The 25,343-nt window shown below is 38.3% G+C and carries 22 protein-coding genes; 14 read left to right on the top strand and 8 right to left on the bottom strand.

Annotated elements, in window-relative coordinates; genetic code table 11:
* Window positions 1-6: 6 nt before the first annotated feature.
* The 5 genes from NRL14_RS18005 (at window position 7) to NRL14_RS17985 (ending at window position 8,913) form a co-directional block, all read left to right on the top strand.
* The gene (locus NRL14_RS18005; protein ID WP_306725297.1) at window positions 7-507 is read left to right on the top strand and encodes a DUF1543 domain-containing protein; all 501 of its coding nucleotides are present in this window, start codon (window positions 7-9) and stop codon (window positions 505-507) included.
* 601 nt (window positions 508-1,108) lie between these two features.
* Window positions 1,109-4,144 (top strand): TonB-dependent receptor domain-containing protein, encoded by a 3,036-nt coding sequence (locus NRL14_RS18000; protein ID WP_306725296.1) that lies wholly within the window; start codon window positions 1,109-1,111, stop codon window positions 4,142-4,144.
* Between the two features lie 57 nt (window positions 4,145-4,201).
* Window positions 4,202-5,308, top strand: a complete 1,107-nt coding sequence (locus NRL14_RS17995; RefSeq protein ID WP_096793634.1) for a metallophosphoesterase — start codon at window positions 4,202-4,204, stop codon at window positions 5,306-5,308.
* 219 nt (window positions 5,309-5,527) lie between these two features.
* Window positions 5,528-7,615: a winged helix-turn-helix domain-containing protein gene (locus tag NRL14_RS17990; protein WP_306725295.1), complete on the top strand. Its 2,088-nt coding sequence runs from the start codon at window positions 5,528-5,530 to the stop codon at window positions 7,613-7,615.
* Window positions 7,616-7,761: 146 nt separating this feature from the next.
* On the top strand, window positions 7,762-8,913 hold the full coding sequence (locus NRL14_RS17985; protein WP_306725294.1) for a murein transglycosylase domain-containing protein: 1,152 nt from the start codon (window positions 7,762-7,764) through the stop codon (window positions 8,911-8,913).
* 376 nt (window positions 8,914-9,289) lie between these two features.
* Here NRL14_RS17985 and NRL14_RS17980 read toward each other — a convergent pair whose 3' ends face one another.
* Window positions 9,290-9,727, bottom strand: coding sequence for a hypothetical protein (locus NRL14_RS17980; RefSeq protein ID WP_306725293.1), 438 nt, complete (start codon window positions 9,725-9,727; stop codon window positions 9,290-9,292).
* A 128-nt stretch (window positions 9,728-9,855) separates the two neighbouring features.
* Window positions 9,856-10,074, bottom strand: a complete 219-nt coding sequence (locus tag NRL14_RS17975) for a hypothetical protein (RefSeq protein ID WP_033023621.1) — start codon at window positions 10,072-10,074, stop codon at window positions 9,856-9,858.
* Between the two features lie 132 nt (window positions 10,075-10,206).
* Here NRL14_RS17975 and NRL14_RS17970 point away from each other — a divergent pair, with 132 nt between their 5' ends.
* Window positions 10,207-11,466: a multifunctional CCA addition/repair protein gene (locus NRL14_RS17970; RefSeq protein ID WP_306725292.1), complete on the top strand. Its 1,260-nt coding sequence runs from the start codon at window positions 10,207-10,209 to the stop codon at window positions 11,464-11,466.
* Window positions 11,467-11,472: 6 nt separating this feature from the next.
* On the opposite strand, the gene NRL14_RS17965 is transcribed toward NRL14_RS17970, so the two are convergent.
* The 3 genes from NRL14_RS17965 to pdsR form a co-directional block, all read right to left on the bottom strand.
* Window positions 11,473-11,637 carry a hypothetical protein gene (locus NRL14_RS17965; protein WP_002961633.1) on the bottom strand — a complete coding sequence of 55 codons (165 nt, stop codon included), beginning with the start codon at window positions 11,635-11,637 and terminating at the stop codon, window positions 11,473-11,475.
* Window positions 11,638-11,889: 252 nt separating this feature from the next.
* Complete coding sequence (pdsS, locus tag NRL14_RS17960; RefSeq protein WP_306725291.1) at window positions 11,890-14,028, bottom strand: proteobacterial dedicated sortase system histidine kinase; 2,139 nt, start codon at window positions 14,026-14,028, stop codon at window positions 11,890-11,892.
* Window positions 14,028-14,717, bottom strand: a complete 690-nt coding sequence (gene pdsR / locus NRL14_RS17955) for a proteobacterial dedicated sortase system response regulator (RefSeq protein ID WP_306725310.1) — start codon at window positions 14,715-14,717, stop codon at window positions 14,028-14,030. The genes pdsS and pdsR overlap by 1 nt, the downstream gene beginning before the upstream one ends.
* A gap of 204 nt (window positions 14,718-14,921) precedes the next feature.
* On the opposite strand from pdsR, the gene pdsO reads away from it, so the two are divergent.
* From pdsO to NRL14_RS17940, 3 genes are read left to right on the top strand one after another with little or no spacing between them, the layout of a single operon-like run.
* Entirely contained in the window at window positions 14,922-15,653 is a 732-nt protein-coding gene (gene pdsO / locus NRL14_RS17950; RefSeq protein WP_306725290.1) for a sortase-associated OmpA-like protein PdsO, read from the top strand.
* Between the two features lie 46 nt (window positions 15,654-15,699).
* Complete coding sequence (locus tag NRL14_RS17945) at window positions 15,700-17,703, top strand: marine proteobacterial sortase target protein (RefSeq protein ID WP_306725289.1); 2,004 nt, start codon at window positions 15,700-15,702, stop codon at window positions 17,701-17,703.
* Window positions 17,704-17,720: 17 nt separating this feature from the next.
* Window positions 17,721-18,326: a class GN sortase gene (locus tag NRL14_RS17940; RefSeq protein WP_306725288.1), complete on the top strand. Its 606-nt coding sequence runs from the start codon at window positions 17,721-17,723 to the stop codon at window positions 18,324-18,326.
* Here NRL14_RS17940 and NRL14_RS17935 read toward each other — a convergent pair.
* Window positions 18,221-19,180 carry a DMT family transporter gene (locus tag NRL14_RS17935; protein ID WP_033023620.1) on the bottom strand — a complete coding sequence of 320 codons (960 nt, stop codon included), beginning with the start codon at window positions 19,178-19,180 and terminating at the stop codon, window positions 18,221-18,223. The two genes, NRL14_RS17940 and NRL14_RS17935, sit on opposite strands and share 106 nt — an antisense overlap.
* Before the next feature lie 119 nt (window positions 19,181-19,299).
* Between NRL14_RS17935 and proB the strand changes: the two genes are divergently transcribed.
* The 4 genes from proB to NRL14_RS17915 all read left to right on the top strand — a co-directional run bounded on the left by proB (window position 19,300) and on the right by NRL14_RS17915 (window position 22,862).
* Window positions 19,300-20,403, top strand: a complete 1,104-nt coding sequence (gene proB, locus NRL14_RS17930) for a glutamate 5-kinase (protein ID WP_306725287.1) — start codon at window positions 19,300-19,302, stop codon at window positions 20,401-20,403.
* A gap of 116 nt (window positions 20,404-20,519) precedes the next feature.
* Window positions 20,520-20,879 (top strand): glutaredoxin domain-containing protein, encoded by a 360-nt coding sequence (locus NRL14_RS17925; RefSeq protein ID WP_007377005.1) that lies wholly within the window; start codon window positions 20,520-20,522, stop codon window positions 20,877-20,879.
* A 39-nt stretch (window positions 20,880-20,918) separates the two neighbouring features.
* Window positions 20,919-22,403: a glutamate--tRNA ligase gene (gene gltX / locus NRL14_RS17920; protein ID WP_306725286.1), complete on the top strand. Its 1,485-nt coding sequence runs from the start codon at window positions 20,919-20,921 to the stop codon at window positions 22,401-22,403.
* A gap of 159 nt (window positions 22,404-22,562) precedes the next feature.
* Window positions 22,563-22,862, top strand: coding sequence for a hypothetical protein (locus NRL14_RS17915; protein WP_021032137.1), 300 nt, complete (start codon window positions 22,563-22,565; stop codon window positions 22,860-22,862).
* A 13-nt stretch (window positions 22,863-22,875) separates the two neighbouring features.
* Here the strand turns inward: NRL14_RS17915 and NRL14_RS17910 are convergent, their stop codons facing one another.
* Window positions 22,876-23,271, bottom strand: a complete 396-nt coding sequence (locus NRL14_RS17910; protein WP_033037979.1) for a hypothetical protein — start codon at window positions 23,269-23,271, stop codon at window positions 22,876-22,878.
* A gap of 104 nt (window positions 23,272-23,375) precedes the next feature.
* A complete protein-coding gene (locus tag NRL14_RS17905) occupies window positions 23,376-24,257 on the bottom strand; it encodes a CPBP family intramembrane glutamic endopeptidase (protein ID WP_306725284.1) in 882 nt (293 codons plus the stop codon).
* Window positions 24,258-24,768: 511 nt separating this feature from the next.
* Here NRL14_RS17905 and NRL14_RS17900 point away from each other — a divergent pair.
* On the top strand, window positions 24,769-25,257 hold the full coding sequence (locus NRL14_RS17900; RefSeq protein ID WP_008137482.1) for a DUF3658 domain-containing protein: 489 nt from the start codon (window positions 24,769-24,771) through the stop codon (window positions 25,255-25,257).
* The last annotated feature ends 86 nt before the right edge of the window (window positions 25,258-25,343 follow it).

Below are 25,343 nucleotides of genomic sequence, written 5' to 3'. Positions count from 1 at the left end.
AAGCAAATGCAGTTATTTATGGTGTATTTAGGGGGGCGAATTCAGGGTTGCCATATAGAAATGCATGATATTCGTTTTGTTGTAGGGGAGAATATAGAACAAACCTACTCAAAGTTAAAAAGCCAGTGGGTAGGCGACAGAAGTAATGTTCACATGGATAGCTACATGGCAATTAATCATATTGATGGCTTTAAAGTAGAAGTTGTTGATAGCTATGTGGAGCAAAATAAACAACTCTATTTTGTAAATTTAGGCGCTTACAGAAGTGATTCTATGGCTGAGCAACACGACTTTGCACTGTATGTTGCAAGCAGTAGCCATGAAGCTAAAGAGCGAGCTAAAAGCGATTTACTCGCAGGACTTAGCCATATCCATAAAGATGATTTACATGACGTAGACGATTGCTTTGCCATCGATTTACTCGACAGCCAATTGAATATAAAGTTAACCCCCAGCGGTGAAGCACAAACCATAAAGCCAGATTGGTTTGGCTACCATATATTGTAATGATTTATGGGTATAGGAGCCGCTAGTTATTAATGCTGCTTTTTTGTGAGATTGAGGCGACATAAAGACATGTTTTGCTAAAAGCAAAGCAATGAAACTAACTTTTAATGACACTCATATTGCAACATTTCTCCTTCCGCACGATATTTATATCTTTCAAAAGCTAATAATTAATTGTATCTGCCTGATGTGGGTACTCTTTTATTTTTGCATGATCCAAGTTGTAAAAATACATAGAAAAAGTGCAATCACTCTTAAAGTTCATCATCAACCTCACCTAATTAGATGCCAATAATCTGTTGCAAAGTAAAAAGCGTACCACCTAATAAAGCGCGCCATACATACGGTTAGAAAACAGTGTGTTTCAATGAAAGCTAACTACGGTATGTGATTTCATGCTTTATGTAATCTTTTAAGTTATTGTTTTTAAATGAATAGACTTTAAAAAGATATAAAGAAGTGACATAAAGGAGGTTAAGGTGATTGCTATTTAATTAACATTTATTTAATTATAAGTAACAAATAAAATAATTAATAAATTGAACTGTTTTAACTTAAAAATAATGACATAAATATTAAAAACATTCATAAAGGGAAGCGTGTGAACACTTTATCAACAAGAAAATGCCTATTAGTAATCGCGATCACTGCAAGTTTTTCTCAGCAAGTGATAGCACAAGAAAATATTGATGTTGGACCACAAACAAATACAACGTTAGCTAAAAAAGTGGCCAAAACCAAAGAAAAAGTAGAAAAAATTGTTATAACAGGATCTCGTTTAAGACGTGATAGTTTTAGTGTTCCTACACCACTAGTTGTTATGACTCGTGAAGATATTGCTGATACAGGTGTGGGATCGTTAGCTGATATTTTAGTTGATGCTATTCCTTCATTAACTGAAGATATTAGTAATACTAATAGTCAGTCATTAGTTTCGGGTACCGGGCTTTCTACCGTTAATTTACGCGGTTTGGGTGCTAGTAGGACGTTAACATTGATTGATGGGCGTCGTGTTGTTTCAAATAGTTACAGTGGTAATAAAGTAAGTTTAAGTACGATCCCTAGTGGTATGGTGCAGCGCGTTGAAGTTATTACCGGTGGCGCATCTGCAACTTATGGTGCAGATGCGGTATCAGGTGTGGTTAATATAATTACGCAAACTGATAAAGAAGGCTTTAGTTTAAGCGGTCGAACAGGGGAGTCGTTTGAAGGCGGTGCAAAAGAATTCACGATTGATATGGATTACGGTACTTCATTTGATGATGATAAAGGTTACGTCTTTGTTAGCTCTAGTTGGGACCGTGAATTTGGATTAAGTTACTCAGATAGAAAACGTGCCCAATTAGAAGATGTTCATGGCTACGACAGCTCGCTTATGTGTAACACAATGCAAAATGCAGATGGCGATGATGTATGTATGCGTGATCAAACACCCGCCGATTGGGCAAGCAAAAGTGATGGAACTCTAGGAGGCGTATTTTTAGAGTCTAGTAATAATGACACTCAATTTTGGTACGATGGGCAAACGTTACGTGATGATTGGAAAGGTAACGAAGAGCGTTACGGTATTAATTCAAATGAGTATGTTGCGCTCAAAATACCAAATGATAAATTTAGCACTGCCGTAAAACTTAATTACGATATTAACGACTCACTAACAGCATATGCTCAAGTTCAGTTAAGCCTTACTAGTTCTTTCAATAATAAGTCACCAGAAGACGATTATGAAAGTGCCTATGTACCAACTTTTGATGCAGAAACTGGCGATGCTTTAGATGATATTCGACCTGGATATATTCCAATAGATAACCCTTATGTTCCCCAGGAGATGATTGATACTAATCCATATAAAGATCGTATTTATTGGGATAGACGTTTTGGTGAAGTAGGTAATATTACAACCGAAAATAATCGTACAACCCTTCGTACTTGGGCTGGTTTACAGGGAACCGCTTTTAATGATGAGTGGGAATGGGATATGTCGGTAGGCTTTGGTAAATTTCATCAAGAACAGCATCGTAATAACGAACTAAATATAGTCAAAGTAAACCAAGCTTTGCAAGCAGAGCAACTCGAAGATGGTACTATTCAATGTAAAGATGAGCAAGCACGTGCAGATGGTTGTGTTGCATTAAATATATTTGGCGAAGGTTCAATTACACCAGAAATGGCCGATTGGATACGCAGTAGTCCAACAATTAATACCTATATTGAGCAATATAATCTTTTAGGTTACATGACAGGGGATTTATTTAAGCTACCAGCGGGTAATGTATCAGCTGTATTTGGAGGTGAGTACCGCAAAGACACTGTTGATTTACAAACCAGCGAAGAGCTAAAAGTGGGGGGGATCACTTGGAATACAATTCCTGAGTTTAATGAATCAATGGATGTGTTTGAAATATTTAGTGAATTTAGTATACCGCTACTCAGAGAAGTAACTTTTGCTAAGTCACTTTCAGTCGAAACGTCATTACGGTTAGCACAATACAGCGTCGATAGTTTAGACAACGTAGCCAGTTATAAGCTTGGTTTTATGTGGATACCCGTTGAAGGTTATGGCATTAGAGCTAACTATTCACGTTCACAGCGTGCGCCAAGTATCAGTGATCTTTATTCACCTCCTCGAGGTGACTTTGATAGCTTTGATGACATATGCGAAGGTGTAACAGCTACCTCAACAGAAGTTGGCCATGCAAATTGTCGATTAGATCCAACCCTTGCTACTTTAATCTCTGAGGATGAAGCATTTGAGTTGGCAGATGAGAACAATAGTTACTCTCCAAATGCAGGTAATTCAAATGTAAATGTTGAGACATCAGATTCTTACACGTTTGGAATCACAATGGCGCCTGACTTTTTAACAGGCTTCAACCTCGCGATAGATTACTACGACATTTCAATTGAAGATGCGCTTGGAGAAATCCCTAACGAAGAAATATTAGAGCAATGCTATAACTCAAGCCTAAGTTATGGCACCGACAATGCATTTTGTAACGATATTACACGAAACAGTGAAGGCCAGATAACTAAAATTATCCAACGTGTATATAACTTAAACGAAGAAAGTGCGCGTGGGGTTGATATAACATTTTCACAAAAAATGGATCTAAATGATTACGGTTCTTTAACACTAAAAGGTGATTTTAATCACGTTATTGAGCAGTCAACGACTTATGAAGGTAACGATGGTTTAGAGACCTTAAATTATGCAGGTTATTATACATCTCAAGATAAAGGTTCGGTTTCACTTCGATGGAAGCTTGATGAGTTAAGTGTACGCTGGAAAGTTAAATACTTGGGGGGATTCAAAGATGAGCTAGAGACTGATGAAGATGTTAGCGATTATCTGGATGCTGTAGCTGATAATAAGGTCCTTTGTAATACGGGTGATAGCGGGTGTATTGAAAACCCAGAGCCATTGTACTTCCAAAATTACGGAACCTACCTAAGACACGATATTTCAGCCTCGTATTCAATGAAAATGGATAAAAACTCTCGTTTGAAAATATCAGGCGGTATCAATAATATATTTGATAATAACGGTTTGTTCCACAAAAGCACTGGTAACTACTACAGTGGTTACGGTGGTGGTGTTGGTCGATTTGGTTTTATAAAAGCTGAATATTCATTTTAATCGACGATAGCTTTATTTAAGTTTTTGCCACAAGGATGTGGTTTCATAAGGTTAAATATGAAACATATATTTTTTTTACTACTGCCTTTATTAGTATGTTCTGGGTTATATGCATTTTTTGAATATGACTTGTACACAAAAAATCAACAAACAACAATTAATGAGTTTTTTGTACTAAAAGACGGGCCTTATATTGCTGAAAGTAACTCTGTATTAGATATAGCTTGGATTTGTAACGATAAGGCGAAACACCAAGCAACAGAATTTAAAAGCATACCAATTTATTTTTCTCAGTGTGGTTTAACCGCAGAGGTAAACACCCTTGAGTTTACTGAAGATATAATTGAATTTACTGGAGTTTCTAAAATAGCGGCTCTAAGTGATTTGCACGGACAGTTTGATTTAATGAAGCAATTATTAACCAATAACAAAATTATAAATAATGAAGGCAAGTGGAGCTATGGGGATGGCCATTTTGTGATTACCGGAGATATATTTGATCGAGGTGATAAAGTAACTGAAATTCTATGGTTTATTTTTGAACTTGAGCAACAAGCTAAGCAAGCTGGTGGCTCTTTGCATTTATTATTAGGTAATCATGAGGTTATGGTACTGAATAACGACTTACGTTACCTGCATGCTAAATATGTCCGCACTGCAAAGTTACTTGATGTAGAATTTGTTAGTCTATTTAATAAGCACACTATTCTTGGTCGTTGGTTACGTAGCAAAGCGGTGTTAGTAAAAATAGATGATTATTTATTTGCTCATGGGGGGTTTCACCCCGACTTTGCTAAAAGTGCAGTGTCATTGCAATCGATAAACACAGTTTTTAAACAAAATTTAGTTAAAGTTGAGCTAGGTAACCCTAGAGAGGGCTTTGCTAAAGAATTACACAAAAAGAACGGGCCTATTTGGTATCGCGGATATTTTAAAGATGATGGTGCAACAGATATAGAAATCGATTTGTTGCTACAACATTTTGAAATTAAAAATATAGTGGTGGGACACACCTCTCAAAAACGAATAGAGTCGCGCTACCAAGGTAAGGTGATCGCAATCGATAGCAGTATTAAAAATGGTGAGTACGGAGAAATTTTATTTATAGAAAATGGTCTATTTAGTCGAGGCACTTTATCAGGCAAACGTTTAGCATTAAATTAAGCTTAATATAAGGGGAGGATTACTTGCTCTTTTTTTATTTTATTGGAATAGTCAATAATTCATCGTGACTAAATTAAAAACCAGCATTCACCTATCCGACATTTGTGTTTTAATTACTTAACTCATGTAGAATAAAATAATAACTCGTAAACAGTGAAATATTGTTTTTAGATGTAATTGTTTGTATTTTAAATAAAATAGTAAGGTAAGTATTTCATTATGAATGTTGAACAGCCTTTTTTTCTGGGTCCCTATACTGTGCTGCCTCAAGAAGATGCTATTTTAATCAACACTAAAAATAAGCAATCAATTCAACCAAAAGTAACAGAGGTACTTTGCTATTTGGTTTTACATTACCCTCGTGTTGTTTCTCGCGCTGAATTAATTGAGCATGTTTGGGGGAATAATGAACTCGTAGGGGAAAAAGCACTTACTAATACCATCTGGCAAATAAGGCAATGTTTTAAATATCCCAATAATGAAATTTGTGTAATAGAAACAATACGCAAGAGAGGTTATAAGTTATTAGTTAAACCACAAGCCGTTAACGTAGAACAAGCTCCTTCCCTTTCAAGTAAAAACGACAAATCTAATGCTATACCTTGGTTAACCACACTATTTTTAATAACTATAATCATAGGCTTACTTTCTTTTTACTTAGCTCCTAAAAAGGCAGCTAATGCCACTGTTACGCAAATAACTAAAGATCCTGGTAGTGAATTATTTGTTTCACCTTCACCGGATGGTAAAAAAGTGATTTATATATGGGCTAATAATGCAGGGCGTCACTTATATTTAAAAGAGTTAGCTGCACCTCAAGTGCCACCTATACAGCTTACTATTACTAATGCATCCTATAGTCGAGCTGTTTGGAGCCTTGATCAACAATATATTTATTTTTTATCTACAACTGCCTCTAAGTGCTTTGTTATAAAGTTTGAACTAATTAGTAAGAAGGAAACTAAACTAGCTACTTGTCCAGTTACAACTGGAGTTAAATATATTGCAATGTCATCAGATGGAAGGACGCTCGCTTTTAATTCTAAAGTGACAGGAGATATAGAAGACGGCATTTACTTTTTAAATTTAAATAACAATCAAGCAAAGCCTGAGCGGTTTAGTTGTCAAGACAATTGCGCATACAGAGAACGTGATATTGCTTTTTCTCCTAATGGTGAATACGTTGCCGTAGCAAGGCGTGCAAGTAATACTAGCGAAAATATATTTATAGTAAACTTAAAAACCAAAGCTGCTCAGCAAGTTACATTTAAGCATAATGATATTGAGGGGATGACCTGGCATAAAAGTAACGATTTGCTTGTCTTTGGAAGTCAAAAAGCAGATAAGCATTCAGGGTTTATACTTAATTTAAAAACCTTGAAGCAAACACCTTTAAATATATCTGGGTTTGGCTTTCCTAGCTTTTCTGCAGACGGCAGTCTATTTTACCAAAAGCGCCGAGAAACTTACTATATAGCGGGTTACGATCTTTCTACATCGGTTGGTACTAGTATTTATCCCGTTATTGAATCTGAGTTTAGCAATAAATACCCTACTTATTCAGAGGTATCCCAAGAGCTAGCCTATCTATCAAATGAAAGTGGTTATTACGAAGTGTGGCTATCTGATATTTATGGCAGTAATCGCAGGCAGCTTACTAATTTAAAAAAGAATGCTAAATATCCCCTTTGGTCTAATAATGGTAAGAAATTAGTATTTGCGAGTGCAATTAGTAAGAGTGAAAATGAAATTTATGTTTATAATTCAGTAACAAAAAAAATCAATCGCTTAAATATTACATTAGATAAGTTTGGTCGCCCTACTTGGCATCCTAATAACAAAGATCTTGTAATAAGGTTAAATGTAGCTGGAAAACGTGAACTCTATTTATTAGATACTAATACGCTTATGACAAAAAAAGTAACAGATAATAATGGACGTTTTGGTTATATGGATAGTGATAAAATACTCGTATATGTAGATAATAAAAAGGAGTTATATAAGGTTGATATAAATGAACCTCATATGCCTATAAAACTACTCGATAGAAAACAGTTTGGTACTCGCTATGGCTGGAGTATACATAACCATGAAGTTTATTTTAAAAGTGGTGATAAAGCAGGGGATTCAATAAAACGTTTTAACATTGGGAAAAAACTATTGACCGATATTTTGTATGTCCCAACAATCTCTATTTTAGATTCAGAGCCTTTTTCTATGATCCCTTTACATAAAAAACTGTTATTTACTAAAAGTCTATCGGAACAATCTAATATTAATCAATTACATCACCCATTATTTAATTGATTTTCAACGAATGAGTAACATAAATGCTTTGCTATTAGTTTGAACAATAGCTAATTGAATATAAAGTTGGCCCTAAGTAGGCTGCCATAAATTAGTTTTAGCTAAATATTTTATAGTGTTACTTAAAAAACAGATAGGGATAAGTTGTGAAAAAGTATGGCTTCTTAGTGTTTATTCTATTATTGACCGGTTGCGAGTCAATATCGCACTTAGCGCCAGTAAGGGATCTCAATAAACTTGCAAAACAAGTAAAAAACAATCCCACCGATGTTAAAGCAATTGAAAAACAAGTAAAAAAAACGCAGCGCTCAATTAAGCAGCAAGTGGGGAGCGTTAGTCAGCTATTAGCAACGTTAGAAAGTGTAGTTAGTCGTAAATGGGGTAAAAAAAATACTCAGCAACCAACACGCAGAAAATATGTAAAATACAGCAATGATTACCAAGCACGCGCTGTTATTGATTTTGACCGTAATATGGTACAGGTCGAAACCATAGCCACTAAAAATACCAATTCGCTTCTAACTCAAGCAATTGTAATGACATTATTGACCTCAAGTGATCCACATAAAACAGACATTTTTACCAGTGAATCGCCTATTTTAGGGGATGAACCTTTTTTGTATCAACAAGTGCTTGATGAAGACGGGCTCCCCATAAAATACCAATGGCGAGCAAATCGTTTTGCTCGTTACTTAGTAGACACTAAGGTACAAAAAAAACGTAGTGATGGTCATTCAATTACATCGGTATCTTTTCCTCTGGTAGAACAAAACGCTCACTTACGAAAGCAAAAATACAGTGATTATGTATTGGCTGCGGCAAAGAAATACCAAATATCTGCGTCGCTTATCTACGGTATTATTGAAACAGAGAGTCACTTTAACCCTTACGCAGTAAGTTCTTCAAATGCGTATGGTTTAATGCAAATAATTCCATCGCGCGCAGGAAGAGACGTCTATCAAAAAATAAAGAAAATACCAGGGGAGCCGAGTAAAGAAGTATTGTTTGACCCTAAAAGAAATATAGATATTGGCAGTGCGTATTTAAGTGTACTAAAAAATAGCTATTTAAATAAAATACAAACCAAACAAAACCAACATTACGCCATGATTTCTTCATATAACGGTGGCGCAGGCAATGTACTAAAAATATTTAATTCAAATAGAACAATCGCATTTTCAAAAATTAACCAACTAACGTCGAGCCAGTTTTATAAAATACTCACAACTAAGCACTCTAGAGCTGAATCGAGACATTACTTAGAAAAAGTGACCGTAGCAGAAAAAGCATATCAATAAGTTTCAAATTTATTTGTTATTGATAAACAAACCATAGCTGAATTCCTGTTTTGGTTCAATCGGTTACTTCAATTTCAGGTGAAATATTAAAAGGAGGTTTGATGTTATTTTAACTGCCGTTTAAAGGCTGTTACTGGTGTTTGAGTGGCTAGGTTGAGAGGGAGTGGCTTTACTTTCTTTGTGTGCTTTTTTAGGCTGTGTATCTTGTTTACTTTCAAAACATTGGCATTTAAGTGAATATTATTTAGGTGCTTGAAAATACATACGCCCTATGATGAATCAGCTTCCTTGCTGCATTGAAAAATAACGGAACAACGCTACTAAAATCTGCGGTGGAAAATAAGTATTAGTGCTCATCAGCGTGTGTTGTTATCTGTTAATTAGCTATTTTCATTAGAGTTGCAGTTATGACAGCCGTTGCACTAATACATGCTACTAGTAGTGGGACTATAACCTTCCATCGCTCAAAGTTTGAAACCTGCCTATCATGAATTTCAATAGCAACTTCTATTAATTTTTGCACTAAACTCGGCTCTAATCGCTCACGTATTTTCTTATCATTTTTGGTTTCGTAAGATGCTACGTAACGAGATACTAAAGAGACCCTATTTATTTTATCTTCCTCATCTCTAACACGAAATAGCTCAGGGTGGGATTTTGATAGCTCCACCCAAGAATTCGCAGACCTTGGAATTAGTTTTAGTTCTTCAATTAAGCCTTCTTCACTACGACTTGTATTTCGATGGAATGCTAAGACCTGAATTAGTGCGATGACTTCGCCTAGCCGATGTTCTTTTAAGTACTCTTTTGACATTGCAATATATCCCCATGGCTCATAAATAATGAAGTGTTAGGTTGGATTGGAATCTCGTTTTTACACCGAAGGATAAGGCATGACCTATTGGTAACTATACCTTAGCTAATTACGCCACGAAAAATCAGTTATTCCTCTTGTTCTTCTTTTTCACTCTTAGCCGCCATTTTAAACGCCACAATAACCAATCCAAACATAGCAAACGGCAGTGCTGCCAACATGTATTCAACCACATTACTGTCTTGAAAGTTTGCTTGTAGCAAAAAGTGACCTGCTACGCACATTAAAATAACTACCAATAAAATAGGCAGTAACATAAGTTCTTTTTTTGATGAATGATTTTTCATTGAATACGAGGCTGTAGCTAAAAATAATGCGCCATTGTAATGAGCTTACTTAAGCTTGGCAAACACCGCAGAATTTTTTAATTAATGTTATGATTAACATCAAACAATTTTATTAATGTTTATGGGAATAAAGTGAAAAGTAACTTAAAACAAGTTTACCTCGTTGGTGGTGCAGTGCGCGACAAACTGCTAAATATAAAATCAAAAGATAACGATTATGTAGTGATTGGGGAAACACCAAAAACGATGGAATCGCTTGGTTTTGTGCCAATAGGTAGCGACTTTCCGGTTTACTTACACCCAAAAACAAAAGAAGAATATGCACTAGGGCGCACAGAGCGAAAAAGTGGCAAAGGCTATACTGGCTTTGTGGTTGATGCGAGCCCAACCGTTACGCTAGAAGAAGATTTAGCAAGGCGTGATTTGACCATAAATTCAATGGCGCTTGATGAACACGGTAATATTATTGACCCGTTTAATGGCCAAACAGACTTGCAAAATAAAACACTTCGCCACACCACTGAGGCATTTGTAGAAGACCCTGTTCGAGTACTGCGTATTGCCCGTTTTTTAGCACGTTATGGCAGTGACTGGCGTATTCACCCAAGTACGTATGCATTGATGCGCGAGCTTAAAAATAAAGGTGAGCTAAATCATTTAGTACCTGAGCGCGTGTGGCTTGAAACCGAAAAAGCACTAGGTGAAAAGCACCCAGAGCTTTATTTTGAAGCATTGCAAGGCTTGGGCATTTTTCCAGAGCTTGAGCGCATGGTCAATGTACCGCAACCGGCAAACCATCATCCTGAAGGGGATGTGTTTGTGCATACTATGTTGGTACTTAGGCGTGCAGCCGATTTAAATTTTAATTTAGAAGCACGTTTTGCTGCACTTACCCATGATTTTGGAAAAGCGCTTAGTTTTAAAAAGTATGGAAACCTACGAGGGCACGAACGCGAAGGCGTTGCAATTATTGAGGCGTTTTGTGAGCGCTTAAAAGTGCCTAATCGCTTTCGCGATGTTGGTGTACTCACCAGTGATAATCACACCCTTTGCCATACAATTGATCAGTTAAGGCCGCAAACCATTCACAAGCTAGTAGTGACTAACTTAAATGCTTTGGTACACCCAGAACGTTTTATAGCGTTTACTCAAGCGTGCCAATGTGATGCGCAAGGCCGTGGTGAAACATTGGTTGATAAGCCATACCCGCAAGCAGCTAAACTGCGAGCAATTCATACTGAGCTGCAAAAAATGGATAAGAAGCAAGTAGTGCAAGATGCGCTTAAAAATGGCAAAAAAGGCCCTGAAATAGGCGAAGAAGTAAAACTAGCAGAAATAAACTGCATTAAAGCATTTTTACAAAGCGAGAAATTGGAAGCTCAACAACGTTAGGCTGAGTTAAATTAAATAGTGTGACACGCCTTCGTTTTTAGGTATGTCGGGTTTTCGAAGTTCTTTATAATTAGCGTTCTTTGGTTTTACATTTTCAGATTTAGGCTTTTTAGATGGCCTATATAGGTCAAAAATAAAGTCTAGCTCTTCACGTTCTAGTAATTCTTTCATAAAGTAATCTCCTCAATAAGCAACTAGGGTATGGTCGTTCGACTGAATTAAAAGTGAATAGTTACATATGAAGTTGTACTAAATTGTAATCGGCAGGTTTTAAGGGGTGAGAGGGGTTTGTTTGTTAATTTATATGGAGTTAAGGTAAATTAAATTAACTCTTTTTAACTAAAAATATACAGCTTAATTTATTACGTACTTACTATTTGCATATAATGCTGTGGCTATAAATATAACGGTATAAATACAGCCTTAACCATTTACTAACGGCAGTGTTACGGTAAATACTACACCATCGGCTTGTTCGTTGTTTTGCGCAGTTACGCTGCCTTTATGGTAATCGCACACCAGCCTTACAATATAAAGCCCTAACCCCAAATGTGGCTGTTGCTGCATTTGCTGGCTACGTACCGACACCATTGAATCAAAAATATGCTCAGTTAATCCTTCGGGTAAAGCAGGACCTGTGTTTCTCACAGTTAATATTGCTTTATTTTCGCTCTGCGTAAGGCTTACATTAATAGCCGTATTGACTTCACTGAACTCCAGCGCGTTATTAATAAGTTTATCAAGCAGCTGAGCTATAAACTCCGGTGCACCTTGCATTGGTAATTTGTTTTGGCATACATCAAGCGTAAATAACTGGTTTGGGTAAGTAAGCTGATAGCCTTGCATGCAGCCATTTATTACTTTTTGTAAATCAAAAGGCTCAGGCTCGTTGCTTTGAATACTTTGCTCAAGGCGAGTGGCTTCGCTCATGGTGGTTATTATTTTCCCTAAGCGTTCAACGCCTTCACTGGCGCGATCGAGGTATTTTTGACTCAGCTCGTTTTGTGGCAAGCTTTGTAAGTTCTCGAGTGACGAGCGCACTACGGCAACCGGCGTGCGCAGCTCATGTGATAACCGCGACGACATGTTTTCTAAGTAATCGGTATAGCCACCAAGTCGGCTCACAATATTTGAAAAACTACGTGATAGGTCGCCAATTTCATCGTTAGCGTCGCTGTAATTAATACTGCCGGTAACACGCCCTTGTGCATCAATTGCTTGCTCAGCAGTATCGCGCAGTCGCCTAATTCGGTTTGATATACGTGAGGCAAAAAAGAATAAAGTCACGGTACCAATTAGCATCACAGCTAAAATAACGTTAAAGAGTTTTTCGAGCGATTTGTTACGCAGCGTACGTACGCCGTTTGTGGTTTCCTCTGCTATTACCGCGCCAATTACTTGGTCTTGAATCCAAATAGGGTAAGCGGCCGATAAAATAACGGCTTTACTGTCGGGAGTTAAGCGCCAAGACGATGCTGGTTGTCCTTTTAATGCTTTCGCTAAATGTGTGCCCTGCATAGAGGCTACATCGTGCAGGGTATCTAAAAACTCATTTTCGGGGCGCGTTAATATTTTATAGTAAATTGGGTGTAAGTAATTTTGCTCAAAGCGCTGCCACCACGTTTCAGGTGCTTGGTTAGCAAGCCCATCAGCCCATACGCCATCTGCATTTTGAATAGTACCCGATTGCGCAAGTACGCGATGATGGTTATCGACTACCCAAATACGGCTACCACTGTGGCCCATACCTTTTAAAATACGGCTAATTTCTGGGGAAGGGACTAATACTGAGCCTAAATCGTTTGGGTTATTTAAGTTTGAGGTCGACATTATTTTAGGCTCGAGCAGTGCCTCTTTACTATCTATGTCAACAATAGCAAAGCCAAGCTTGTTGCCCAGCATGCTAATTGGAAAGCGCAGCTCTACGTTATAACCCGATTCGGTACTTTCAAAATAGCCCTGAATTTTTGTAAAAGGGGCTTTGGTTTTTACGTCAAACGCATTGACCCAGCCATTTTTGCGCGGTGCAATAATATACGTTTGAAATTGGCCACTTGGGGTTTTTAAGCCAATTTTTAAGTAATCGTTATTGGTAATGCTTAAGCTGTTTTTAGCACGGTAAATTAATGTGTTGTCGGTTACTTTAAATAGCGCATATAAGTAATTATCAAACTTGCCCACCATGTGATCAAACGACAAGTCGCTGCCTTTATGATCCTTGTCTGCTTTTTGTAAGTAGCGTTTATCGTAATGCCAAAAGAGTGGTTGGTAGCTTTCCCAATCGGTGAGTTTACCGTCTAATTGAATAGGGTTTTTAAGATTATAAGCGTATAAGTCGCGCCCTTTTACTACTTGGTCTAAAAAGTTGGTTTGTTCGTCAAATAATGCGGGGCGCTCATGTAATGCGGTGGCAAGTGCTCGAGTGGTGCCTACGAGGGTTTTTTCTTGGCCTTGGCGTAAAAACTTTTCCATTTCCCATACGTACTCGTAGCCAAGCCACGGTAGCAAAAACAAAAAACATGAAAGTAATATAAATTTACTGCGCAGACCAAATCGTAGCATTAGTGTTGTTCCCACCTGTAACCCATGCCATACACGGTATCTATACAATCAAAGGTGCTATCGAGTGCTATAAACTTTTTACGAATACGTTTTACGTGTGAAGTAATAGTGCTGTCGTCTACATAAATTTTTGCATCGCTCATTAACTCATTACGGCTTTTAACATGGCCTGGTCGCTGGGCGAGTGAATGCAGCATCCAAAATTCGGTTACGGTTAAATCAACTAATTGTTTCTGCCAAAATACCTGCATACGTTGCGTGTCGAGCGTTAACTGCCCGCGTGTTATGAGTGCGTTTACATCAGCGGGTTGTTCAAGTGCTTCCATTCTGCGAAACAACGCTCCAATACGTGCAGCTAAGTGAGCCAAGCTTATGTCTTTTGTTAGGTAGTCGTCGGCACCCATGCGTAGGCCGCATACGGTATCTATTTCGCTATCGCGGGCGGTTAAAAAAATAATAGGCAGCGTTTTAGAAAGCGATCGCAATGTTTGGCACAGTAAAAAACCACCATCTATTTCATGGCCTAGGCCAATATCAACAATGGCTAAATCGGGCAGGGCATTTTTAAATTCAGCTTCAGCGCTGGCACGGTCGGCAAAGCCCCTTACTTGATAGCCCTGTGCGCTCAGCATTTCTATGTAGTTTTCGCGGATTGCGGGTTCATCTTCAACGATGGCTATTTTTTTCATCTTAATCATTATCCTATTGCCTCTGTTGTGCACTATAACGAAGTTTTTAAGCTAAGTACGCTTAAAAAGGCAATTGCCATTTTTTTGCCACAATTGCTCAGCAGTTTGCCATTTTTGCTCCCCTTTGCTGCCACTTGAGCTTGTTTTAATACACCCATCAAAACAAAACATCACAAATTAAAAAGTAAGTTTAAGGATCAAATCATGAAGAAGACATTAATCGCATTAACACTGATTGCTAGTTTTTGTACTCCAGCAATTGCCTCAACATCTAACACGCCATCAAAAGAAGCTCATAAAGAAACGGCTATTGGTTTAGGTACAGGCGCTATCATTGGCGGCGTAGTAGGAGGGCCAATTGGTGCGTTTATTGGGGCATTTGCTGGTGGTTTAATAGGTGATTCAAAAGTAGCTGATAACAAAATTGCAGAGCAAGAGCGTGCAATTACGGTTATGAAAGAAAAAACCAGCGATTACCAACACGTGCTTAACCACAACAATATGTTAGAGCAGCAGCTAGAAGTGCTTGCCAATCAAAATGAGCAGTTAACTCAAGTTCAAATTAATAACTTACTGGCGATGACGGTGCAATTTAAAACAGGTTCAAGTGTTATTGCCCCGCATTTTGCACTGCAGTTAGACCAACTGGTTACCTTGTTAAACAACCAACCACAACTCGCACTTGATTTAAGTGGCTTTGCCGATCAACGCGGCGATGAGCAAGCCAACCTTTTACTTTCTAAAGCGCGTGTAAATGCCGTGCAAAGCTATTTAATAAAACACGGTGTGAGCCACAAACGTTTAAGCACGCAGGCATTTGGCGAGCAGCAAACATTGGCTAACAGCAACACGGTGGAAGATAACTTTTTTGATAGACGCGTAACGCTTACCACTCGCTCAATGAGTCCAGTAAATGGCCAAACGGCGAGTAACTAAATCTAACTGAATCTAAGTAAAACAAAGCGTTCGATGGAGTGATTTTATGTTGAGTAAACCAACCAAAATGCTTACTAAAGTAAGCATTTTTATATTCATAGCGATTGTGCTGTTAGCGAGCTTTAAAAGCCGTGCGCAATCACCCAAGTTAGAACTTTTTGATAGTAATGGTGCGCCAGCAGGCCCAGCAATAATATTAAAAAGCGACGCCAATATGACCTTAACTGGCCTAATTAATCATGTTGTAGTAACGCAAACCTATCAAAACGAAAACCCGTTTGCAGTGAACGCGCGCTACGTTTTTCCATTGCCTGATGAAAGCGCCGTACATGCCATGACGATGCGTATAGGTGAGCGAGTCATTAAAGGCCAAATTGATAAAAAAGTGGAAGCCGAAAAAAAATACGAGGAGGCTAAAAAAGCAGGTAAGCAAGCGGCTTTAGTTCGCCAACAACGTGCGAATATGTTTATTACGAATGTGGCTAATATTGGCCCCGGTGAGCAAGTGATTATTGAGCTTGAGTATCAAGAAATAATTGATTACAGCAGCGGCACATTTGCTATTAGGTTTCCTACTACCATTACACCGCGTTATCACGCGATTAGTGGTGAGGTTGAGGTTAGTACTCAAAATCAAGCGCACGTTAATCCGCTTCCAACGGGATGGTTAAGTCCTGTTTACAGTATTAAAAGCAGTACTCAAAATGATAGCGTACCAAGCAGCCAATTTAGCTTAAACATTAATATAGACGTAGGCTTAGAACTGGTGGATATCAATTCTAAATTTCATAATGTTGATGTACAAAACACAGCATTTGGGCAATATAAAATAGCGTTAAATGAGACAAATGCAGTTAATCGCGACTTTGTACTTGAGTTTAAACCGCTGCAAAAAGAGCAAGCTCAAGCCGCATTTTTTACTCAGCAGTTTGAAAATGGTGACCGATACGGGCTTGCTATGCTAATGCCACCAGGGGATCACTTTACACAAACTCAGCGCTTACCTCGCGAAATGGTATTTGTCATTGATACGTCAGGCTCTATGCATGGGCAATCTATGGAGCAAGCTAAAAAAGCGTTGTTTTATGCACTTTCATTACTCGATAGCGACGACAGCTTTAACATTATTGGTTTTGACAACATAGTAACTCCAATGAGCGATAAACCACTTATAGCCAGTGACTTTAATTTACGCCGTGCAGAGCGATTTATTTATAGCCTAGAAGCTGACGGCGGCACTGAAATACAAGGTGCGCTTAATGCCGTACTTGATGGCAGCGAGTTTGATGGTTTTGTACGCCAAGTTGTATTTTTAACTGATGGAAGCGTAAGCAATGAGGACGCATTATTTAAAAATATTCAAAGTAAGTTAGGCGATAGCCGCTTATTTACAGTGGGTATTGGCAGCGCACCGAATAGCTTTTTTATGCGCCGAGCGGCAGATATAGGTAAAGGCTCATTCATGTTTATAGGCAGCACAAGCGAGGTGCAACCTAAAATGCAGCAGTTGTTTGATAAGCTTGCACATCCGGCTATTACTAACTTGGCGCTAAGCGATGAAAGCGGTAACAGCTTAGATTTTTGGCCATCACCACTACCTGATTTATATTTTGGCGAGCCTATTATGGTCGCTATAAAACTTAATAATGCTAAAAATGTGGTACTTGCTGGGCAAACAGCACAAGGTCCTTTAAGTATTAAATTAAGCACACAAAATAGCTCAAACGCTCAAGGTATTGCAAAACTATGGGCGCGCCAAAAAATTAAGTCATTACTTTTATACAACGAGCAAAGTACCGTTAAAGATGAAGTACAAGAGCTTGCACTTACTCATCAATTACTTAGTCCGTTTACTGCTTTTATAGCGATTGAACAAACTCAAATAAAAGAAGTGGCAGATCAAACGGCGCAAGCTACTAATGCAGTACCACAAGGTATGGCAATGCGTTTACCGCAAACCGATGGGCAAAGTAGGCTGCACATAGTATTAGGCTGTATTTTATTATTAGGATTTGGCGCGCTTAAATTTAAACACAGAGCGAATCCTTAAATGAAAAGAGACTTAAAATGAAAACGTGGCTAAGCGCGGGCTTACTAATCGCTGGGCTTGGATTATTTGGGCACGGCGCTTATATGCAGGCAAAAGCATGGCTTGCTCAAATATTAATTGAACAAGCATGGCAAGAGGCGCTTAAATCACCCAGCACTAAAGTAAAACCGTGGTATTACGCCGACAGCTACGTGACTGCAAAGCTTAATTGGCCAAGCCATAATAAAACATTAAGTGTATTGGCTGGAGCGAGTGGTCGTAATTTAGCGTTTGCGCCTAGCCAATTTTTACCCGCAGGGGAGCTTGGCGGCAAAGAATTTGGAAACGAAAAAGGCGCGCTAATAGCAGGGCATAACGACACCCACTTTGCATTTTTACAAAACGCAAAAGTGGGGGAGGCGTTTACTTTGCAACTGCAAAATGGGGTGATACAAAATTATAAGGTAACGGGGATTGAGGTTATTCATCAATCCCAAAACTCATTTTTACAAACACCTGGGCTGTATTTGCTTACCTGTTATCCTTTTGATTCGCTTGCCTCGGGTACTGATTTAAGATTGCTTGTATCTGCGCAAATGTCTTCGCCTGATTCACTAAGCGGTATATCAACCACAAGTTCTTGATGACGCTGGCTTACCATTACGCCAATAAATACCACAAATATGCTCAACCATTGCCAAACGTTGAGTACTTCGCCCAAAATAATCGCTGACAGAATAAGTGTAAAAATAGGAATTAAATTAGAGTACGCCGCAGCGGTTAATACCGATACCTTGCTAATAGCATAGTTATACATGCCGTAGCCGCCAAGGGTTACACACGAACCTAAATACAAAATGCTCATAAGCGCAGTTAAGTCGTGTTGGTTTTCGCTTGGTAGGTCGATAAAAAATAAAAACGGCGCAAAAAATAAGCTGCCGCTAATACCTTGCAACGCAATTAAAGTAAGAGGCGAGTAGCGATTAGCTAAATGTTTAATACTTACGGTATAAAATGCAGCGCACACCATAGCCATAAGCTCTAAAAAGTTACCCAGTAACGGATTAGGTGCCTGCTCAGAACTGGGTGAAAGAAGCGTAAGTAAAATACTGCCGCCAATACACAGCGTAAAGCCGACAACAATGGCTTTGCTTATATGTTCTTTAAGTAATACAAAGGCAAGCAGCGCAATAATAATAGGCAAGCAAGAGACAATAACACCGGCCTGCGAGGCTGATGTGTATTCCATTGCATGGCCTTCAAATAAAAAGTACAAGCAAGGCTCAGCAAGCGACATACCCACTAAATACTTCCAGTCACCTTTTAAGTACTCAAACCGAATAACGTAGCGCCATAAACAAAGCGACAAAACTAACGTGGTGAGCATGCGTAAAAATATCACCAATGCAGGGTCGTAAATGGCAATGGCGTATTTGAGCGCAATAAAAGAGCTGCCCCATAAAAAGGTGGCAATAATTAAACATAAACTGGCAGGCATAGAGAGTAATTTACTTAATTTAATAAAATCAGATCCTAGCATGAAAATTTTTAACTTGTTCAAAAATACCGAGCTGGTATAAATTAATTCATCTTTAATTAATCAATAGTAAAAAGCACATGCAAAGGGAACAGGTAATAGTTGTAAAGCTTGGTACAAGCGTACTAACTGGCGGCACCGATAAGCTAGACAAAGCACATATGGTTGAATTAGTACGCCAATGCTGCGAGCTTAAAAAACAAGGTCACCAGGTTATTTTAGTATCGAGCGGCGCGGTTGCTGCTGGGCGCGAACAACTATTAAAACCCTGTGGCAGAAGCTTAATTGATAAACAAATGCTTGCTGCAATTGGACAAGGTCAACTTATTCATATTTGGCAGAGTTTGTTTGCTTTATATGGGGTAAATGTGGGGCAAATGCTGCTTACTCGCGCTGATGTAGACGACAGAGAGCGCTACCTTAATGCCCGCGATACACTCAATGCATTATTAAATTACGACGTTGTACCCATCATTAACGAAAATGACGCAGTCGCAACCAGTGAAATAAAAGTAGGCGACAACGATAATTTATCGGCACTTGTCGCTATTTTGGCTAATGCTAATAAGTTACTGCTACTTACCGATCAAGAAGGGTTATTTACCAGCGATCCGCGCACAAACGCCGATGCCACCCTCATTGGCGAAGTAACAAATATAAACGATGAGCTGCGCCAACTTGCTGGTGGCAGTGGTACAAACTTAGGTACTGGCGGCATGGCAACCAAATTACAAGCAGCCGACATCGCAAGGCGTGCAGGTGTTGAAGTTATTATTGCTAAAGGCGCAGGTAAAAACGTTATTTTAAAATGTATGAGTGACGAGTTACCAGGTACACGCTTTTTAAAACTCACCGCTCCAAAAGATGGCCGTAAAAAATGGCTACTCGCTGGGCCTAAAAGTACCGGCCAAATTGTTATAGATACAGGTGCTATTGCAGCGCTGCAAAATAAAGGCGCAAGCTTACTTGCTAAAGGCGTTACTAATGCATTTGGACGTTTTGAACGCGGTGATTTAATTGATTTAATAGATAATAAAAATCAAGTGATTGCACGGGGCTTAACGCGCTTTAGTAGTACCGAGGTAAACAAAATAAAGGGTGCTCATTCTAGTCAAATAGGCCAATTACTCGATTACGATAGTGGCGCAGAAGTACTTCATAGGGATGATATGGTCTTGCTATAGAAGCACTTTTAGTAAATTAAATTACGTGAGTGTAATTCTCGCAGTATTACACTTTTTTGATTGTAAATTTGTGCTAAAATCTGGCTCCTTAAATTGTTGTAAGCAGAGCACAGAACATGAAATTAGTTCGTTGGTTTTTAGGTTGTATAATCTTATTCTTTAATTTTGTATTTACTCCTCGCAGTAAAAAGCGCGCAAGCGACGAGCAAGCACAGCTTGATCTGCAAACCTCACAATTTAAACTGTATCAATTTAAAGCATGCCCGTTTTGTGTAAAAGTACGTCGCGCCATTAAACGCGAAGGCTTAAACATAGAAACGCGTGATGCAAAAGACAATGAGCAATATCGTCAAGAGCTACTAGAGCAAGGCGGTAAAGTTAAAGTTCCTTGCCTGCGTATAGAGCAAAACGGTCAAGTACAATGGCTGTATGAATCAAACGATATTATTGCTTACTTAAACAAAGTAGCTGCATAAACCACTTTTATTATCTCACTTATTTAAAGAGAATATACCATGACAATTCGCACCCGTGTTGCCCCGTCGCCAACTGGTGACCCGCATCTTGGCACCGCTTATATCGCCTTATTTAACTACTGTTTTGCTAAACAACAAGGCGGTGAATTTGTACTTCGTATAGAAGATACAGACCAAGTACGTAGCACGCCAGAGTCTGAACTTGCGATTATGGATAGCCTACGTTGGTTAGGGCTTGAGTGGGATCATGGTCCTGATGTGGGTGGCGAATTTGGTCCTTACCGCCAATCTGAGCGTAGCGATTTATACAAAAAATACGCGCATCAGTTAGTTGACGATGGCAAAGCGTTTTACTGCTTTGCAACAAGCGAAGAGCTTGATCAAATGCGTGAAGATCAAATGGCAGAAGGCCTACGCCCTAAATACGACGGTCGTGGTTTAAACCACACAGATGAAGAAATTAAAGCAAACTTAGCGGCAGGAAAACCTTACGTTATACGTATGAAAATCCCAAGCGAAGGCACATTCAAGTTTAACGACTACCTACGTGACGAAATTGAGATCCCGTGGGAAAACGTAGACATGCAAGTGCTTTTAAAAGCTGATGGCTTCCCTACGTACTTTTTAGCGAACGTAGTTGACGACCACCATATGGAAATTAGCCATATTTTCCGTGGCGAAGAGTGGATTAACTCAGCACCTAAATTATTAAAACTGTATGAAGATTTTGGTTGGGAAGCGCCAGTACTTGGTCACTTACCATTACTACGTAACCCAGATAAATCAAAGCTGTCTAAGCGTAAAAACCCAACATCTATTAATTACTATAAAGAAATGGGTTACCTGCCAGAAGCCGTGCTTAACTACTTAGGCCGTATGGGTTGGTCAATGCCAGATGAGCGTGAAAAGTTCACACTTAATGAAATGATTGAAAACTTCGACATGAAGCGTGTATCGCTTGGTGGCCCAGTATTCGACGTAGATAAATTAAGCTGGTTAAACGGCATGTGGATCCGCGAAAACCTAACCGACGAGCAGTTAATTCAGCGCTTTGTTGATTGGAAATTTAACGGCGAAATGCTCGCTAAAATATTACCAGAAGTTAAAACACGTATTAATACGCTGTCGGATATGGTTGAGCTTGCAGGGCACTTTGTAGGTGGTATTCCAACTTACGATCCTGCGCTATTAACAGCCGGCAAAGCAGACGAAAACGTAATACGCCAAGCGCTGCAATTTTTTGTATGGCAGCTTGAAGGTTTACGTAGCTTTGAAAAGCCAGCTATTTTTGCAATTGCAAAAGAAGTTGCAACATTCCACGAGCTTAAAATTAAAGACTTTTTAGAGCCAATTTTTGTCGCAATTACAGGCAAAACATCAAGTACGTCAGTGCTTGATGCAATGGAAATATTGGGGTCTGACTTATCACGTGCTCGTTTACGTGTAGCCCTTGCTCATTTAGGTATTTCTAAAAAGCAGGCTAAAAATATAGAGCGTGCGTACCGCGAATACCCAAGTGCATAATTGCTAAACAATGTACTTTTAAAAGCCGAGCTTTATTAAGCTCGGCTTTTTTGTTTCAGGCTGTTTAGCTATATGACATCGTATTTTGATATTGTTTAGCCTAAGCATTCATAATTTACTAAATGCTACAATAAGGCATATAAACTCATAGGAGGCAGTATGATTGCAACCGTTAAAAACAAAGCTATTTTTAGCAGTAATACATTCTCGATAAACCTTGTTACTTACCCAACTAATCACAGCGTAATGAACCATATTGATCCCGTGCAGCAAGGGCGCTATTACAAGCTCAACTTTGTATTAGAAAAACCTAAAGCGGGTGGGGTATTTAAATGCTCAAAATGCATTATAAATTTATTTAATCGCGTGTATTTGTTCAGACCCGATAAGTACGAGCACAGCGTATCTAAAATTGAGTCAGGAAAGCGCGTGCTACTGAGCTTTGCGCTTAATATATAATTTGCACTTTTACTTATTGATAGTCGTAGGCTTGTCCGCTACATAAAACAGATAAGTCGCAATACGATACAGACGTTTCGCTACAAGAGTTAATAGTAAAAGCATTCCCGCCTCTGCGCATGGCATCAGCTTTAAGTAAATCGATAGCATTTGATTTAGAGCGATTGTAACTTACATTATTGCTACCCATACCGTCGCCATCACAGCTTTCACCTTCTATTCGCCCTAAAAGGGTAGCGCCACTTTCGTGTGCTTCTTGGTCGCTATAAAACTGCTGTAAATCTCTTTTATTAACATAGGTGCCAATTTCTTGAGATAAAACGCCGTTGTCTATATCTGTATGAAAAGTAACGCCAGAACAGCCAGTTAACACGAACACCACACTCATTATTGTTATAAAACGCCGCATATTTATTAGTCCCTTAATTTATTATTTGAAATAGTAAATTACTAACAAAATCAAATGCGGGCAATGTTTACTACTAAGTAAATTGTTAGCATTTGTAAATGTATTTAGATTTTACTGAGCATAGGGTAAGTAAACAAAAAGAAGTGGCAAACGTTCACCAACCAATGGCATAAAATAGCCCACTCTAAGCGCTGCGTTCTATAAAAAATATAGCCGTATCCTAAGCCTGCTATAAACGAGACCAGCACATAGTTAATGCCTCCTGCAAAATGTGCCAAAGCAAAAATACCAGCCGTAATTAAAGGAGCAAGTAGCGCTAAACGGGTTGGTGTAATAATTTGGCTAAGCTTAGTTTGCAGTAATCCTCTAAATAAAGCTTCCTCGGCAACACAGGTAAATAAAAGATTAATAGCAATAAAGGCTAACCAAAAGTCGGGCACTTTTGGGTTAAAGCTTACAAGTCCAAGCATTAAAGCCGCTATGAGCGTAGCTAAAACAGTAGCAATAACTATTAAAATGGGTTGTTTAACGTTTAATTGACCCGCTTTATTAGAGTCTGCTTTTAAAGGCCTTTTATTTGAATCTAAGTTTGAAAAAAAGTAAGCACAAAGAAATAACCCAGCCATAGCTTTATCAAAATTAGCATAAAGGGTAAAAGTAATCGCATCGCTGGTAATACGCTCGTTTATAACAATAGGGAGGTTACTAAAACCAGGCACCCAATGAAGTGCTAATGCTAATGAGGTAATAACAAAAACAGTACTTAATATAGTGCGTATTATTGCCCGCTTTGTATTTAGCGCACAGTAGTATAAAACAACGTAAAGCCCAGTGCTCAGCAGAGCATATAAATTTATATAACCTTCAGCATAAGCACTTATAACACTTAAAGCTACTAAGTAGTGCCAAAGGGGTTGTCGTATTATAAGAATATTGCAGCGAGAAAAAACACATAATATTGACAATGCCAGAATATAAAAAGCCATTTATTTATCATTTTCTAGTGTTAAGTACTAAACAATAACGTGCAATTTTGTATTAATAAACCATTATATTTTCACTAATCGGTACTGTCATGGTTGGTGTGTGTTTATAGATTTAATGAACAGGCTTATCTTATTAAACAGACAGTAATGAGCGATAAGTAGCTAGGCAGTACTTAGTGTATGAAATTAAAATTTGATCTTGGTCAGCCTATAAAAAGCAACTGCCAAAGCAGTACTTGTTATTAGTAACACCGTCTTTTGTTATCAATTTAGTTGGTTGCCTAGGTTAATAAATGCTGTAAATACAGACAGTGATTGTTGTTTTGTCCAATATTACTGATCTCCACCATTTTGGTGTATTTTTGCACTGATTAAAAATAATTTTCATTTAACCAATTGTTTACATATGTTTATTTGATGGTTAAGATAAATGCATTGTAATATGGACATTTGTCGGTTTATAAAACGACAAATGTCGTAGACAAAATTGTTATGTTTCTAGGAGTATTTCGTGTCAGCCGATGAAGTTATGAATGAGCAACTGAATCAATCTATTCGTTTGATAGAGCAAGTTATGGAACAAGCTTATTTCACATCAAAAGAACGAGATATTAGGTATAGTGTTGGTGGCTTAGGTCGAACTATAGGTCTAATTAGAGAATTTCAGGAACAAATTTACCACCAATTTCCAGACTTAAAAACAGAAATTAAAATTAGTTTAGATCCGCCTTTGACAGCAGAGCAAGCAGAGGTTTGTTCGAAGTTATCTCCGGATGAATTAGATAAAATTGACGGATTTTTGTTATCGAACACTAGGTCTAAATTTCGGAAAGTAGCGCGTGTTATAGGCATATCAATGCAAAATGAACTTGATTCATTTAATTTGCCAGATCTTTTTTATGCGGAAAGAATAAAATCTTTGGTAAAGCGTGGAAAGTTAGATTCACAAGGAAATCTTGGTGCTATGAGGTTTAGTGAAGTTAAATTACCTGATATGTAAATCGAAACATAACAAGTGACTATGGTGTCAATTCCTAATTTTAAACCATTTTAGGATCCCACATGACACCATCTCTCACCATAGAA

Source organism: Pseudoalteromonas sp. 20-92, from assembly GCF_030847595.1.
Taxonomy (GTDB): Bacteria; Pseudomonadota; Gammaproteobacteria; order Enterobacterales; family Alteromonadaceae; genus Pseudoalteromonas; species Pseudoalteromonas fuliginea.
Note: the sequence above shows the minus strand (reverse complement) of the source record. Positions and strands in the feature narration are given on the sequence as shown.

Excerpts from the sequence above, each read along its gene's own strand:
- NRL14_RS17965 (WP_002961633.1), bottom strand. The coding sequence starts at position 11,637 with ATGAAAGAATTACTAGAACGTGAAGAGCTAGACTTTATTTTTGACCTA.
- NRL14_RS17910 (WP_033037979.1), bottom strand. The coding sequence starts at position 23,271 with ATGCGGCGTTTTATAACAATAATGAGTGTGGTGTTCGTGTTAACTGGC.
- NRL14_RS17945 (WP_306725289.1), top strand. The coding sequence starts at position 15,700 with ATGTTGAGTAAACCAACCAAAATGCTTACTAAAGTAAGCATTTTTATA.
- proB (WP_306725287.1), top strand. The coding sequence starts at position 19,300 with ATGCAAAGGGAACAGGTAATAGTTGTAAAGCTTGGTACAAGCGTACTA.
- NRL14_RS18005 (WP_306725297.1), top strand. The coding sequence starts at position 7 with ATGCAGTTATTTATGGTGTATTTAGGGGGGCGAATTCAGGGTTGCCAT.
- NRL14_RS17980 (WP_306725293.1), bottom strand. The coding sequence starts at position 9,727 with ATGTCAAAAGAGTACTTAAAAGAACATCGGCTAGGCGAAGTCATCGCA.
- NRL14_RS17905 (WP_306725284.1), bottom strand. The coding sequence starts at position 24,257 with ATGGCTTTTTATATTCTGGCATTGTCAATATTATGTGTTTTTTCTCGC.
- pdsS (WP_306725291.1), bottom strand. The coding sequence starts at position 14,028 with ATGCTACGATTTGGTCTGCGCAGTAAATTTATATTACTTTCATGTTTT.
- NRL14_RS17935 (WP_033023620.1), bottom strand. The coding sequence starts at position 19,180 with ATGCCTGCCAGTTTATGTTTAATTATTGCCACCTTTTTATGGGGCAGC.
- NRL14_RS17915 (WP_021032137.1), top strand. The coding sequence starts at position 22,563 with ATGATTGCAACCGTTAAAAACAAAGCTATTTTTAGCAGTAATACATTC.
- NRL14_RS17940 (WP_306725288.1), top strand. The coding sequence starts at position 17,721 with ATGAAAACGTGGCTAAGCGCGGGCTTACTAATCGCTGGGCTTGGATTA.
- NRL14_RS17995 (WP_096793634.1), top strand. The coding sequence starts at position 4,202 with ATGAAACATATATTTTTTTTACTACTGCCTTTATTAGTATGTTCTGGG.
- pdsO (WP_306725290.1), top strand. The coding sequence starts at position 14,922 with ATGAAGAAGACATTAATCGCATTAACACTGATTGCTAGTTTTTGTACT.
- NRL14_RS17925 (WP_007377005.1), top strand. The coding sequence starts at position 20,520 with ATGAAATTAGTTCGTTGGTTTTTAGGTTGTATAATCTTATTCTTTAAT.
- gltX (WP_306725286.1), top strand. The coding sequence starts at position 20,919 with ATGACAATTCGCACCCGTGTTGCCCCGTCGCCAACTGGTGACCCGCAT.
- NRL14_RS17990 (WP_306725295.1), top strand. The coding sequence starts at position 5,528 with ATGAATGTTGAACAGCCTTTTTTTCTGGGTCCCTATACTGTGCTGCCT.
- pdsR (WP_306725310.1), bottom strand. The coding sequence starts at position 14,717 with ATGAAAAAAATAGCCATCGTTGAAGATGAACCCGCAATCCGCGAAAAC.
- NRL14_RS17975 (WP_033023621.1), bottom strand. The coding sequence starts at position 10,074 with ATGAAAAATCATTCATCAAAAAAAGAACTTATGTTACTGCCTATTTTA.